This window comes from Nocardia spumae (assembly GCF_020733635.1).
Classification (GTDB): domain Bacteria; phylum Actinomycetota; class Actinomycetes; order Mycobacteriales; family Mycobacteriaceae; genus Nocardia; species Nocardia spumae.
The window spans coordinates 4002555-4017207 of record NZ_JAJFZL010000001.1; the positions used below are offsets into that span (position 1 = coordinate 4002555).

Below are 14653 nucleotides of genomic sequence, written 5' to 3' on the forward strand. Positions count from 1 at the left end.
CCACTCTGCGTGAAAGCCCGGAAACGCCAAAAGTTTACGCGTTGAAGTATTTTGCTTCCGGATGCAGGAGGACGAAGGCATCGGTGGACTGTTCCGGATGCAGCTGCAGCTCCTCCGACAGCGACACTCCGATGCGGTCGGCCTCGAGCAGCGACACCAGCTTCGCCCGGTCCTCGAGATCGGGGCAGGCACCGTAGCCGAAGGAGTAGCGGGCGCCGCGGTACCCCAGTTTGAAGTAGTCCGTCACCTCGGCCGGATCCTCCTCGGCGACCGAATGCCCTTCCAGCACAAGCTCTTCCCGGATTCGGCGATGCCAGTACTCCGCCAGCGCCTCGGTGAGCTGCACCCCGATTCCGTGCACCTCGAGATAGTCGCGATAGTTGTTCGCGGCGAACAGCTCGTTGGCGAAATCGGCGATCGGCTGCCCCATGGTGACCAGCTGGAACGGCAGGACGTCGACCTGGCCGCGCTGCGCCGCCAGCTCACGTGAGCGCACGAAGTCGGCGATGCACAGGAAGCGATCGCGCTGCTGACGCGGGAAGGTGAATCGATACCGTTGCGGCGCGGCCGGATCGGGCTCGGTGAGAACGATCACGTCATCGCCCTCGGAGACCACCGGGAAGTATCCGTAGACGACGGCGGCGTGCTGGAGCACGCCCTCGGTCGACAACCGGTCCAGCCAGTATCGCAGCCGCGGGCGGCCGTCGGTTTCGACCAGTTCCTCGTAGCTGGGCCCTTCCCCGCCACGCTGGCCGCGCAGTCCCCACTGCCCCAGGAACAGTGCGCGCTCGTCCAGCAGGCCCGAATACTCGTTCACCGCAAGCCCTTTGACGACCCTGGTACCCCAGAACGGCGGCAGCGGCACGGGCAGATCCGCCGCCACGTCGGAACGCTCGGGCACCTCGACGGGCACCTCGTTGGCCCGGCGCTCGGCGGCGATGCGCTGGGACCGCTCGTGGCGAGCCTTGCGTTCGGCGGCCTTGGCACGTTCGGCGAGTGCCTCCGGGCTGTCGGGATCGACGGCGCCCCCGCGCTTGCGGGTCATGATGTCGTCCATCAGGCGCAGGCCCTCGAAGGCGTCGCGCGCGTAGTGCACATCGCCGGCGTAGACGTCGGTCAGGTCGTTCTCGACATAGGCGCGGGTCAGCGCGGCGCCGCCCAGCAGCACCGGGAACTGGTCGGCGACCCCGCGGGTGTTCATCTCCTCGAGGTTCTCCTTCATCACCACCGTCGACTTGACCAGCAGTCCCGACATGCCGATGACATCGGCCTTCTTGTCGGTGGCGGCGTCCAGAATCGCCGCGATGGGCTGTTTGATACCGAGATTGACGACCTCGTAGCCGTTGTTCGACAAGATGATGTCGACCAGATTCTTGCCGATATCGTGCACATCGCCCTTGACCGTGGCCAGCACGATACGGCCCTTGCCCGAATCGTCGGTGGCCTCCATATGCGGTTCCAGATGCGCCACCGCGGTCTTCATGACCTCCGCGGACTGCAGGACGAACGGCAGCTGCATCTGACCCGAGCCGAACAGCTCACCGACGGTCTTCATCCCCGACAGCAGCGTTTCGTTGATGATCTGCAGCGGCGGCACCTCCTGCATCGCCGCGTCCAGATCGGCTTCCAGGCCGTTGCGGTCGCCGTCGACGATGCGCCGTTCCAGCCGTTCGAACAGCGGCAGAGCGGCCAGTTCGTCGGCGCGCGAGGCCTTCGCCGAGGCCGCCGACACCCCTTCGAACATCGCCATCAGGGTCTGCAGCGGGTCGTAGCCCTCGCGCCGGCGGTCGTACACCAGATCCAGGGCCGCCGTGCGCTGATCCTCGGGAATCCGGCTGATCGGCAGGATCTTGGAGGCGTGCACGATCGCCGAGTCCAGTCCGGCCTCCACGCATTCGTGCATGAAGACCGAATTCAGCACTTGACGAGCGGCCGGATTGAGGCCGAAGGAGATATTCGACAGACCCAGCGTCGTCTGCACCTGCGGATGGCGGCGTTTGAGCTCGCGGATGCCCTCGATGGTCTCGACGCCGTCGCGCCGGGATTCCTCCTGCCCGGTGCCCAGGGTGAAGGTCAGGCAGTCGACGATGATGTCGCTCTCGGCCAGCCCCCAGTTGCCGCTGATGTCGGCGATCAGCCGTTCGGCGATCTCGACCTTCTTCTCCGCCGTACGGGCCTGACCCTCCTCGTCGATGGTCAGCGCCACCACGGCGGCGCCGTGTTCGGCGACCAGCCGCATGATCTGCTGGAATCGCGAATCCGGACCGGCACCGTCCTCGTAGTTGACCGAGTTGACCGCGCACCGCCCGCCCAGATGTTCCAGACCGGCCCGCAGCACCGGCGGCTCGGTGGAGTCGAGCATGATCGGCAGCGTCGAGGCGGTGGCCAGCCGACTCGCCACCTCGGCCATGTCCAGACTGCCGTCGCGGCCGACGTAGTCGACACACAGGTCGAGCATGTGCGCGCCGTCGCGGGTCTGGTCCTTGGCGATATCGAGGCATTTCTGCCAGTCGCCGGCGAGCATGGCCTCGCGGAATGCCTTGGAGCCGTTGGCGTTGGTGCGCTCGCCGATCATCAGGACCGAGGCATCCTGCTCGAACGGGACCGCGGTGTACATCGAGGACACACTCGGCTCGTGTTGCGGATCGCGCACCGCCGGAGCCACATTCGCGACCGCGTCGGCGACCTCGCGGATGTGCTGCGGGGTGGTGCCGCAGCACCCGCCCACCAGCGCCAGTCCGAACTCGGTGACGAACCCGTGCAGCGCCGACGCCAATTCGCCCGGCGTCAGCGGATATTCGGCGCCGTTGGCGCCCAGCACCGGCAGGCCGGCGTTCGGCATGACCGAGACCGGGAGCCGGGCGTGCTTGGACAGGTGGCGCAGATGTTCACTCATCTCGTCCGGGCCGGTGGCGCAGTTGAGACCGATCAGATCGACGCCGAGCGGTTCGATCGCCGTGAGCGCGGCCCCGATCTCACTGCCGACCAGCATGGTGCCGGTGGTCTCGACGGTGACGTGGGTGATGATGGGAATGCGCCGCCCCGCCCGCTCCATGGCCCGGCGGCTACCGGTCACCGCGGCCTTGACCTGTAGCAGGTCCTGACACGTCTCGATCAGGATGGCGTCGGCGCCACCGTCGAGCATGCCGAGGGCGGCCTCGGCGTAGGCGTCGCGCAGGGCGACATAGGGCGCGTGCCCGAGTGTCGGCAGTTTGGTACCCGGGCCCATCGACCCGAGCACATAGCGGGGTGCGCCGTCGGCGGCCGGGCCCATCTCGTCGGCGACCTCGCGGGCCAGCCGGGTACCGCGTTCGGACAGATCCCGGATGCGGTCGGCGATGTCGTAGTCGGCCAGGTTGGGCAGATTGCAGCCGAAGGTATTGGTCTCGACCGCGTCGGCTCCGGCCTCGAAGTAGGCGCGGTGAATGGCGCGCAGCACGTCGGGCCGGGTGTCGTTGAGAATCTCGTTACAGCCCTCGAGACCGCGGAAATCGTCCAGGGTCAGGTCCGCGGCCTGCAACATGGTGCCCATCGCACCGTCGCCGATCACAACACGCCGGGCGAGCGTGTCGAGAAACGTGGTATCGAACTCGGCGCGGGAGGACACAGACATGTACTCCAGAGTAGTGGGCGGCCCCGACGATCCCGACCACCGGACCGGGCGGCCCGCACCACACCCACCTCACCCACCTCGACACGCGGCATCCCACGATATGCGGTGAACGACACCGCCACCACGCCGTAGGCTGACCGGGTGAACCCCAGTGCCTCATCCGATCCGGCCATGCCGGCGTTGCGTGACCCGGTTCTCGTCGCCGCCTTCGAAGGCTGGAACGACGCCGCCGACGCCGCCAGCGGTGCTGTCGAACATCTGGAACTGATCTGGGACGCCGAACCGCTGGCCGAGCTCGATTCCGAGGATTACTACGATTACCAGGTCAACCGGCCGACCGTCCGCCAGGTAGACGGCGTCACCCGCGAGATCCAATGGCCCTCGACCACCCTGTCGGTGTGCTCACCGCCGGGCAGTGAACGCGATATCGTCCTGCTGCACGGCATCGAGCCGAATATGCGCTGGCGCGCGTTCTGCTCCGACATCATCGAGTTGATCGAACAACTGCAGGTCTCGACCGTGGTGATCCTCGGCGCACTGCTCGCCGACACCCCGCACACCCGGCCCGTTCCGGTCACCGGCACCGCCTACAGCAAGGAGGCGGCCGAGCAGTTCAACCTGGAGCAGACCCGCTACGAGGGACCGACCGGGATCACCGGCGTGATGCAGGATGCCTGCGTGCGAGCGGGCGTCCCCGCCATCTCGTTCTGGGCGGCGGTTCCCCACTATGTGTCCCAGCCACCGAATCCGAAGGCGACCATCGCGCTGCTGCGCCGGGTCGAGGACGTCCTCGACATCGAGGTGCCGCTGGGTGAGCTGCCCGCCCAGGCCGAGGACTGGGAGTCCGCGGTCGACGAGATGACCGAGGGCGACGAAGAGGTCACCGAGTACGTGCGGTCGTTGGAGGAACGCGGCGACGCCGCGGTGGATCTCGACGATGCGATGGCCAAGATCGATGGCGATGCGATCGCCGCCGAATTCGAGAAGTACCTGCGCCGCCGCGGCGGCGGCAAGGGCGGGTTCGGCCTGTAGGAGTAAGGGCGGCGCCGGATACGTTGGCCGCGGGCGGATCCCGCGAGCCGGTGTCCGGCGCCCGGTCGCGCACGGGGTCAGCTGTCGATGGTCAACACCTGGGCCTCCGCGTCGTGCGCCAGCTTCGCGATCAGAATGTCACGCGGAATGGTCTGGCCCGCAAGATGATCGAGTGACGGAACCACGACGTGGTGTGCCTCGGCGCGCTTGAGCTCGGCCGTCAGCTCCGCGAACGCGGCGCCGTCACCCTGGGTCGATTCATGGAACGTTGCGGCGAAGCAGAGGCCCACCTCGCTGGCGAGGGTGCACATGGCATCCTCGAGTTCGGCGGCGTGACCGTCGGCTAAGTCGTCACGCACGTATCCATAGATCAACGCTTCCACCCGAACCTCCGTTTGGATGTGTAAGGGACTCGCTGTTCTGTTGTGGATCACCCCGCAGTCGCGGGGTCCTGCTGTAACGAGTTACTGCGCTAACGAGTTACTGCGCTGCGAAATCCGGTCCTGCGGTAGGCGGAATCCCGCCTGATTCGAGCATCCGTCATCTGCAAATGCAATTGCAGATGTCAATGACGGACATCTGCATGCCCTCTTGGGTCCATCCCGCGTTAACTGGTGGGATACTACAGCCGTGGCCGTGAGTGATGATCGACCCGTCTGGGCTGTCAGGATGCGCTCCGAACGCGATGCACGGGGGTGGTCCCAAGCGGATGCCGTCCGCGCTATGCGCGCCAAGTCATCCCACAACCTGCCGACAGACAGTACTCTGCTGCGCAACTGGCGCCGCTGGGAATCGGGCGAGTCGCGCCCCGACGATTTCTACGCGCCGATCATCGCCGCGGCGTTCGACACCGTCACGGCCGCTTTCTTTCCGAAGGCGCGACCGAATCGTGATGATGAGCTGTTGTCGTCTACCGGGATGGACACGCTCGAATTCATCGGCCGGCTGCGGATGTCCGACATCTCTTCGGCCACACTGGATGCCATTCGCATCACCGCCGAGCGGCTGTGCTGCGAGTACCCCTTCGCCGATCCACACGAACTGCACACCGAGGGCGCCGCGTGGCTCCGGCGCATCACCTCGCTGCTGGACGGGCGGCTCACCCTGGCCCAGCATCGGGAGGTGCTGGTCCTCGCCGGGTGGGTGGCACTGCTGGTGGGCTGCGTCGACTACGACCTGGGCCGGCGGACCGCGGCCGAGGCGACCCGGCGCGCGGCGTTGTCGCTGGGCCAGGAGGCCGAACATCCCGAAATCATCGGCTGGGGTGCGGAAATGGCCGCCTGGTTCGCCATCACCCAGGGCAACTACCGGGGCGCGATCGAGGTCGCGGAGGGCGCACTGGACGACTGCCGCAGTCTCGGCGTCGGTGTGCAGCTCGCCGCGCAACAGGCCAAGGCATGGGCGCGCATCGGCGATCGCGAGGCGATGGAACGCGCCCTCGAACGCGGCCGGGATATCCTGCAGCGACTGGACAATCCGGTGAATCTGGACAATCACTTCGTGGTCGACGCGCAGAAGTTCGACTTCTACGCCATGGATTGCTGCCGGGTCGCGGGAGACAATCGCCCGGCGGAAAGCTATGCCCGCCAGGTGATCCGCAGTTCCATCGGGCTCGACGGCACCGTCCGCCAGCCGATGCGGGTGTCCGAGGCGCAGCTGACCCTGGCCGTGGTCGCGGTGCGCGATCGCGATCTGGAGCTCGCCGTCGACGAGGCCATGCGGGCCTTCGCGGGTAAACGGCGGTCGTTGCCCTCGCTGCTGTGGATCGCCGGCGAGGCCGCGCGCGAGATGATCGAGCGCTACCCCTCCGATCCACGGACCCGCGCCTACCTCGAACAGATGCGAGTGCTGTCGGTCGGCTGAGCTCGTCCGCCGGATCGACCTGCGGCAGCGGGTTGTACGCTGCGACGAATGGATTTCAGTCTGCGCAGCTGTTCGTGGCACGGGCATGCCACCTACGCGCCCGACGAGGCCGAACTCGCTGCGCGCCTGCATGTTTCGACACCCGCCGGGGAAGCGTGGCGGTGCCTGCGGTGCGGCACCTTCGTGATCGGCGCACCGCGAGGGCACGGTCCCGCCGATGCCGCGCCGGAGGTGCCACGCGGGCGCTTGTTGCGCGATCGCCTGATCATGCGGCTGCTGGCCGCCGAACGCGTGGTGCGCGGCGTGGTCTTCGTGGTCCTGGCCGCAGGCGTGTTCAAGGTGCGCAATTCGCAGCAGCAGCTGCACGCCGCCTTCGATCGGGAGCTGCCGTTGATCCGCCCGCTCGCCGATCAGATCGGCTGGAATCCAGACAATTCCAAGATCGTGGAGTTCGTCGAGAAGGGCTGGACGCTGTCGCCCACCGTGCTCACCTGGATCGCGGCCGGTTTGCTGGCCTATGCGGCGATCGAGTTCATCGAGGCCGTCGGACTCTGGTACGTCAAGCGGTGGGGTGAATATTTCGCGGTGGTCGCCACCGCGCTGTTCCTGCCGCTCGAGATCTACGAGCTCACCGAGCGCATCACCGTCGTCCGGGCGGGCGCCCTGGTGATCAATATCGCCGCGGTGATCTGGCTGCTGTGGTCGAAGCGGTTGTTCGGCATCAATGGTGGTGCGGCCGCCTATCACGCCGAGCACAGCGAGGAGAGCCTGCTGACCGTGGAACGCGCCGCGGTGGCCGCCGCGGACTGACGGCACGCCGATGCCCGGGTGCGCCGCCGTGGCGTGCGGGCAGGTATTACGCTCGTGCCGGTGACCGAGTCCGCTGACCGATTGCTGCCCGCCGAACCCGCACTGTTCGACGGCACCTCCCACGAGCGTCGCGGGCCCGAACTCGAGGGTGCGGACCGGTTGCGACTGTTCTCCTTCGCGACCGCCGACAAACGCAACGACTACCTGTGGGTACTGCGCGCCTTCGATCAGGCGCGGGCCGCCTATGTCGTGCTGCTGCACGCCAGCGACGTGGCCGACACCCTGGCGCGCATGCCGGAGGCGCCGCATCCGACCGCGACCGAGGTCGGTCCCCTGCTCGAGCAACTGCACACCTGGGGTGTGCTGGAACGCAGCTACGACGGCACCCGCGCGGCCACACTCGCCGAATATCGCAATCGCCACTACGTCTATCAGTTCTCCCAGGCCGGTTATCAGGCGTACCGGGCGGTGAACGAGGTGCTGGGCGCGCGACTCGACGAGGCCTCGCTGTCGCGGCTGGTCCTTCCGGAACTGCTGGCCGATCTCCAGGCCCTCGCCCAGGCCAACCGCGACGGCGACGCCGAGCGGGTGTACCGGATCCTCAAGCGGCTCGATACCGCCCTGTCCGAACTCGCCGATCGCGCCGCGCATTTCTACCTGACCCTCGGCGACCTGGTACGCACGACCGAGGCCACACCGGAAGCCTTTCTCGCGCACAAGGACGCGCTGCTGGCCCACATGCGCGAATTCAGCATGGATCTGGCCCGCTACGCGCCCCGCCTGGCGGCGGCCATCGCCGAGGTGGACGACACCGGCGCCGAACCGCTCATCACCCGCGCCGCGTCCTGTGACGAGCGGATACTTCTCGACGTCGCCGATCGGGAAGCCGATTGGCGTGCCCGCTGGCAGGGATTGCGCGGATGGTTCGTCGCGGTCCGCGACCGCGGCGCCGCCGACTCCGGCGCGGACAGCGCCCCGGCGACCGAGGCCGAGCGGTTGCGGGAGGCGACCATGAGTGCCATCGCGGCGGTGCTGTCGCTGCTGCGCCGGGTCACCGAGACCCGCAAGGGCGGGGTGAGCCGGGAGTCGGCACTGCGCCATCTGGCCGGCTGGTTCGCCGCCGCGCCCACCACCGACAGCGCACATGCCCTGTTCGACGTCGTTTTCGGACTGGGCAAACCCCGGCATCTGTCGATGGAACATCCCGACGCCGACATCATTCCCCCGCATCGATCCTGGTGGGAGGCAGCGCCGTTGGAGATCGCGCGCACCCTCGCCGAGACCGGCCGCGCACCCGGTCCCGGTGCGCCCGCGCGGCTGGTACGCAACGACGCCGGAGTGCGGCGGCTGCGTCAGGCACAGCTGGAGGTGCAGCGCGCCCGGGCCGCGGCCGCGATGTCGCTGGCCTCCTCCGATATTCACGATCGGATCCTCGACGAACGCGAGACCGAGGTGCTGCTGCGCCTGCTCGACGCCGCCTCGACCGCCTGGGTGCCGGTCAGCGGCAAGGTCGGTACCAGCGGCTCCGATTCCGGTGTCACCCTGACCGTCTCGGCGCACTCCGGCTCCACCGTGGTGCGTACCGCGCGGGGGCTGCTGTATCTCGATCATCGCCGCCTGGACGTGCGGGAGAACTCGCGCGCCCGCAGCGGTTCCGGGCGGTCGTGATGCACGCGCGAACCATCGATCCGCTGACCCTGGACAGTTATCAGCGCGCCGCGCGGGTGCTGCTGGCCAATCATCTGGTCACCCGCACCTTCCCGGACCGCATCGCACTGCCGCTGATCCGGCGGTGGGCCACCGAACTTCGTGAGGATCTGTCCGATCTGCTCGGCTATCGCCTGGAGGTCACCGAAACCACGGCGCGGTTGTTTCCGATACCGGACCGCCTCGACAGCGGCCGGCCCGCACGCACCCCCGGCGACCGCGTCTTCGACCGGCGCCGCTACGCCTACCTGTCGCTGGCCCTGGCCGCGCTGGGTCGCGCCGGTGATCAGATCACCCTGTCCGAGCTGGCCGATCAGGTGGCCGCCTACGCCGGACGGGTGGACGGACTGGAACTGTCGACCGAACGAGCCGCCGACCGCGACGCCTTCGTCGACGCGGTGGCCTGGCTGGCCGCCCGCGGCGCCGTCGCTCTCGCCGACGGCGACGCCGGCGGCTGGGCCACCGATCCCGAAGCCGGTGAGGCGCTCTACGACATCGATCGCTCGGTGGTCTTCGCGATCTTCCGGCCACCGCGGGCTCTGCAGCATCTGCACAGCGTGCGGGCGCTGCTCGCCGATGACACCGAGTCCGGCGCTCCCGGCGGTCCGGGACGCACCGCCGCCGCCCGCCGGGTGCGGCGCGCACTGATCGAGCTGCCGGTGGTGTACACCGAAACCCTCGGTGCCGCAGAGCAATCCGCGCTCGGCAACGACAAAGTGGTGGCGGAGGTCGAACTGCTGACCGGCCTGCGCGCCGAACGCCGCGGTGAGGGCGTGGCGCTGATCGACACCTCCGGACGCTTCTCCGATGTGCGATTCCCCAGCACCGGAACCCTCGCCCAGGTCGCGCTGCTGCTGATCGGTGAGATCGCCGATCTGGTTCTGGACCTGGACAATCCGCTACCGCGCCGGGCGCGCCCGCCGGAATCCACCGCGGTCGCCGAAGGGCTCGACACCGCAATTCCCGCGGCGACCGTCTTCGCACCGCTGGCGACGCCCTCGCCGGAGCCGGATCCGGACGAGGATCTCGCCGACGGCGGCGACACCCCGGAACCGATCACCCATCCGTTCGTCGGCGACGACTGGATTCGCGCGACGGTTCACGCGCTGACCGAACGCTACGGCTCGACCTTCGCCGCGCAGTGGCAGGCCGACGTCGCCGGGCTCACCGCCGAGGTGATCTCACTGCTGGCACGACAGGATCTGGTGGAAGTGGTCGACGGTGGGCTGCTGGCGCTGCCCGCACTGGCCCGCTACCGAGGGGCGGTCGTCACCGTGCGCACCCGCGCCGAGAGCGAATTGTTCGCCTCCGCACGCTCATTGGGCACCCACGCCACCGGCGAACCCGCGGCCACGAGCCCGAACACCTCAGGAAAGGGGACGGAGTAACCCATGGACCTCATTCATGGTGGTGTCCGCTTCATTCCCACGCGCGCGGGAATCGTCAATCTCTGGGACTACCGCGATCAGGAATTCTGCTTCGCCGACGGCCGGCTGGTGCTGCGCGGCCCGAACGGCTCGGGGAAGACCAAGGCCCTCGAGGTCCTGTTCCCGTTCGTCTTCGACGGTCGCATCGAACCGCGGCGACTGAATCCGTTCGCCGGTGAAGAACGCACCATGAAGTCGAATCTTCTCTACCGCAAACAGGATTCGGCCTATTCGTATGTGTGGATGGAGTTCGCGCGCGGGCGGTGGTCCGAGCCCGAGGTGGTGACCGTCGGCATCGGCATGCGCGCCACCCGCACCTCGGACAAGGTGACGCGCTGGTACTTCGTCGCCGACGGGCGGGTGGGCGTCGACTTCTCGCTGATCGGTCCGGACGACCGGCCCTTCACCCGCAAGCAATTGGCCGAACAGATCGGCACGGACGCGATCGTGGATCGTCCGGTCGACTACCGCGCCGCGATCGATGCGCGCATGTTCGGTCTCGGCGTGCAGCGCTACGACCAGCTCATCAATCTTATTCTGACGCTGCGCCGCCCGCAGCTGGCCAAGAACCTCGATCCGCGCGGCCTGTCCCAGGCACTGACCGACGGTCTGCGCCCGCTCGACGACCAGCTGATTCTCGACGCGGCACGCTCGTTCAGCGATATGGAAGAGGTCGGGCGCACCCTCGAAGGGCTCGTCGCCGCCGACTCCGCCACCCGCACCTTCGTCGACGTCTATCGCAAATATCTCGCGGTGCAAGCCAAATCCGATGTGGAGCAGGTGCGTTCGCGGCTGGATACGGTCACCCACGGCAGTACCGCGCTGTTCGCCGCCGCCGCGCTGCGCGGAAAACGCGAAACCGAGCGCACGGCCGCCGAGCACCGGGCCGAGGAGGCCGACCGTGCCTACGAGCAGGCCCTCACCGATAGGGAGACGCTGCAGCGTTCCAGCGCCTACGAGGGCAAACAGCAACTCGACGATCTGGCCGATGCGGTCCGGCGGCTCGAGACCTCCGCTGCCGTGCATCGCGACAAGGCGACCAAGGCACAGCAGGCCGCCGATCAGCGCGCCGACGAATTCGAACGCGCCACCGCCGCGGTGACCACGGCCGCGGCCGCCCTCGCCCGGGGTGAGGACGAGTTGCGGGCGGCGGCCGAAGAGGCCGGTGTCGGATGGGCGGCGTTGCCGGAGCAGGCCCGCACCGAACAGCTGACCACCACGGTGCGCAGTCACGCCGAGGAACGCGACGCCGACGTGCGCGCGGTGCGGCAGGCTATGACGGTGGCCGACGCCGCGGCGGCCGAACGCACCCGGGCCGAACGTTCGGCCGAACGCGCGATCCGGCACCGCGATACCGCGGCCGCCGAACTGGCCGAGGCCGAGGCCGGGGTCGAGTTGGCTCGCGCGAATGCCGCCGCGGCACTGCGTACCTGGTGGGAGCGCCACCGTGATCTCCACGCCCCCGTCGCCGAGGGCTTGTTCGAAGCACTCGACGCCGCACTGGGCCAGGCCGGCGCCGACGATGCGCCGACAGTGACGCAGGTCCTCGCCGAGCACAGCGGACCGCTCACCGAGGCGCTGCGGGATCGGCGGCGCCAAGCGCGCGCGGCCGCCGAGCACGCCCGGGATCGGGCCGCGGCGCTGCGGGCCGAACAGCAGTTGATCGCGGCCGAACAGGACGACGCGCCGCCGCCCACTCCCGGCCGCAGCGACTCGCGGGCGGATCGTGCGGGCGCGCCGCTGTGGCAGCTGGTGCGCTTCGCCGACGCGATCGACGCCGAGCGCGCGGCCGGGATCGAGGCGGCCCTGCACGCGGCGGGACTGCTCGACGCCTGGGTGTGCGCCGATGACGAGGTGCCGCGCCAGGATTCGGATTCCTTCCTGATCGCCCTGCCCGACAGCGCACGCCCCGGCGGCCGCACACTGGCCGAGGTGCTGGTGATCGAGGACGGCGTCGGCGCGGCGTCGCGGGAGCGCCTCACCGGATTCCTTTCCTCCATCGCGCTGCGCGACGGCGATCTTCGCGCGGATACGGACGACCTCGCGGCCATCGGCGACGGCGGCGCCTTCCGCCACGGTGTGACCGTCGGGCGCCACCACAAACCGCAAGCCGAATTCATCGGCGCCACCGCGCGTTCCCGGCGACGGGAACGGCGGCTCGCCGATCTGGGCACGGAGATCGCCGCCGCCGAGCAGGCCGAGCGCAGCGCCGGCGAGGACGCCGACGACGCCTCGGCCCGGCTGTCGGAGCTGGCGGCAGCCGCCAAGGGCCTGCCGCGCAGCAATGCGGTCACCGCCGCCCTGCGCGCGGTCTCGGAGGCCGCCGGTGTGCTGCGCTCACACACCGAGGCGGCCGTTCAGGCCGACCACGATCTGGATTCGGCGGTCGCGGGCTTCACCGCCGCCGACAAGAAGGTGCGCGCGGTGGCGGCGGCGCGCAACACACCTCGGGATCCGGCCGAGCTGGACGCGCTCGCCGCGGCGGTCCGCCACTTCGAGAACACCGGCACCGCTCTGCTGCGGCTGCGCGGCGATCAGCAACGCGAGACCGAACGCAGCCGCGAGGCCGGTGACCGGCTCGCCGAATCCCGCGATCTGGCCGAGGCTTTCGCCGAGGAGGCCGAGATCGCCCGCGCCGGTTACGACGAGCAGGTACGCAAGCTCGACACGCTGCGTGAGGCGCTGGGCGCCGATGCCGCCGATATCGATCGCGAACTCGAGCGGGCACGCGAACGCATCGAGGCCGCCCGCGCCGAACAGCGGGCCGCCCGGAAGGCGGCGGCGGAGGCGATCGAGGCGGTCGGGTCCGCGGAGGGCGCCTATCGTGCCGCGCACGAGGCACTGGGCACCGCCCTCACCGAATTGCTCACCGACGTCAGGGCGCTCGCCCCGTACGCGCGCCCGGATCTGTTGTCGCTGCTGGGGGCGCCCACCGACGGCCGCTGGCCGAGTTCACCGGCCGCCTGGTCGACCGCGGATCAGCTGCTGTATCGCATCGAATCCGGTGGCCCGGAGGCCGAACCGGCGGTGTTGCCCGCCGAGGTTCGCGAACTGTTCGACAATCTCGGCGCCGCGACCACCTCCGTACGCGCCGGTGAGTCGGCTCGCAAGTCGACCCGCAGCGCGGTGACCGCCGCACTGCAGGAGTTCGACGCCGCGCTGGCCGCGGCACGCCAGGACTATCGGCTGCAATGGGATGCCGCGGACGGCTTGACCGTGGTGCAGGTGCACGACGACGACGGCGTGGCCGCGCTGGCCGACTTCGCCGACCGGATCGCCGCCGCCCGATCGGATCAGGAGTTGCTGCTCACCGATGCCGAACGCCGCATCCTCGAGGACGCGCTGCTGACCGGACTGGCCCAGCAGATCCACGAACGCACGTGCGACGCACGCGATCTCATCGCCCGCATGGGTGCGGAGATGAAGCAGCGGCGGATGTCGTCGGGCAACACCATCGGGGTGCACTGGGTCCTGGCGGACACCCTGCCCGAGTCGGCGCGCGCGGTGTGCAAACTGCTCGATCGCGCTGCCGCCGATCTCGGCCCGGACGAATTGGCCACGGTGCGTGCGCATTTCGCCGCCGAGATCCGCGCCGCCCGGGCGGCCCATCCGGAACGGTCCTATCCGGAGATACTGGCGACGACCCTCGATTACCGGGCCTGGCGGGTGTTCTCGTTCACGCTGGTGACCGCCGACGGTTCCGAGGACCGGTTGACGGTGGCCCGCCACAGCGCGCTCTCGGGCGGCGAGCAGTCGGTGTCCTTGCATCTGCCGCTGTTCGCGGCCGCCCACGTGATGCTGGATTCCGCCGATCCGCAGGCGCCGCGACTGCTCGCGCTCGACGAGGCGTTCGCCGGTGTCGACGACAACGGCCGCAGCGAATTGCTCGGCCTGTCCGTCGATTTCGATCTGGATCTGTTCATGACCGGCTACGACCTGTGGATCACCTACGATCACGTACCCGCCTGCGCGCATTACGATCTGGCGCACTCCGCGGCGGAGAACACGGTCAGCGCGACGCTACTGGTGTGGGACTCCGCGGCGCTGCTGGCCGAACACGACGGCACGGATCTGACCACGGCCCTCGGCTCCCCCAATCGGCGCCGCACCCCGCACACGGTGGAGGGCGGTATCACCTTCGACGAAGCCCTCGAACCGACGAGCTGAGCGTCGAAAGCGGTTGCTCGCCACTGCCGGTGGC

Annotated in this window: 8 protein-coding genes; 6 read left to right on the top strand and 2 right to left on the bottom strand. The window is 69.0% G+C overall.

The genetic code is table 11. From position 1 onward, the window contains the following. Positions 1 to 34: 34 nt before the first annotated feature. Complete coding sequence (gene metH, locus LKD76_RS17910) at positions 35 to 3613, bottom strand: methionine synthase (protein WP_227982471.1); 3579 nt, start codon at positions 3611 to 3613, stop codon at positions 35 to 37. Between the two features lie 171 nt (positions 3614 to 3784). Here metH and LKD76_RS17915 point away from each other — a divergent pair, with 171 nt between their 5' ends. Next, positions 3785 to 4645, top strand: coding sequence for a PAC2 family protein (locus LKD76_RS17915; protein ID WP_227985292.1), 861 nt, complete (start codon positions 3785 to 3787; stop codon positions 4643 to 4645). Between the two features lie 77 nt (positions 4646 to 4722). On the opposite strand, the gene LKD76_RS17920 is transcribed toward LKD76_RS17915, so the two are convergent. After that, on the bottom strand, positions 4723 to 5028 hold the full coding sequence (locus LKD76_RS17920) for a hypothetical protein (RefSeq protein WP_227982472.1): 306 nt from the start codon (positions 5026 to 5028) through the stop codon (positions 4723 to 4725). A gap of 340 nt (positions 5029 to 5368) precedes the next feature. Here LKD76_RS17920 and LKD76_RS17925 point away from each other — a divergent pair, with 340 nt between their 5' ends. From LKD76_RS17925 to LKD76_RS17945, 5 genes are all read left to right on the top strand, one after another. Continuing rightward, positions 5369 to 6508 (top strand): NsdA family TPR-like regulatory protein, encoded by a 1140-nt coding sequence (locus tag LKD76_RS17925; RefSeq protein WP_227982473.1) that lies wholly within the window; start codon positions 5369 to 5371, stop codon positions 6506 to 6508. 48 nt (positions 6509 to 6556) lie between these two features. After that, entirely contained in the window at positions 6557 to 7318 is a 762-nt protein-coding gene (locus LKD76_RS17930) for a DUF2127 domain-containing protein (protein ID WP_227982474.1), read from the top strand. Positions 7319 to 7477: 159 nt separating this feature from the next. Then, positions 7478 to 8986: a TIGR02677 family protein gene (locus tag LKD76_RS17935; protein ID WP_372465995.1), complete on the top strand. Its 1509-nt coding sequence runs from the start codon at positions 7478 to 7480 to the stop codon at positions 8984 to 8986. Then, positions 8986 to 10413, top strand: a complete 1428-nt coding sequence (locus tag LKD76_RS17940; protein ID WP_227982475.1) for a DUF2398 family protein — start codon at positions 8986 to 8988, stop codon at positions 10411 to 10413. The genes LKD76_RS17935 and LKD76_RS17940 overlap by 1 nt, the downstream gene beginning before the upstream one ends. A gap of 3 nt (positions 10414 to 10416) precedes the next feature. Continuing rightward, positions 10417 to 14619 carry a TIGR02680 family protein gene (locus LKD76_RS17945; protein ID WP_227982476.1) on the top strand — a complete coding sequence of 1401 codons (4203 nt, stop codon included), beginning with the start codon at positions 10417 to 10419 and terminating at the stop codon, positions 14617 to 14619. Positions 14620 to 14653 lie beyond the last annotated feature (34 nt).

Excerpts from the sequence above, each read along its gene's own strand:
- metH (WP_227982471.1), bottom strand. The coding sequence starts at position 3,613 with ATGTCTGTGTCCTCCCGCGCCGAGTTCGATACCACGTTTCTCGACACG.
- LKD76_RS17915 (WP_227985292.1), top strand. The coding sequence starts at position 3,785 with ATGCCGGCGTTGCGTGACCCGGTTCTCGTCGCCGCCTTCGAAGGCTGG.
- LKD76_RS17925 (WP_227982473.1), top strand. The coding sequence starts at position 5,369 with ATGCGCGCCAAGTCATCCCACAACCTGCCGACAGACAGTACTCTGCTG.
- LKD76_RS17930 (WP_227982474.1), top strand. The coding sequence starts at position 6,557 with ATGGATTTCAGTCTGCGCAGCTGTTCGTGGCACGGGCATGCCACCTAC.
- LKD76_RS17940 (WP_227982475.1), top strand. The coding sequence starts at position 8,986 with ATGCACGCGCGAACCATCGATCCGCTGACCCTGGACAGTTATCAGCGC.
- LKD76_RS17945 (WP_227982476.1), top strand. The coding sequence starts at position 10,417 with ATGGACCTCATTCATGGTGGTGTCCGCTTCATTCCCACGCGCGCGGGA.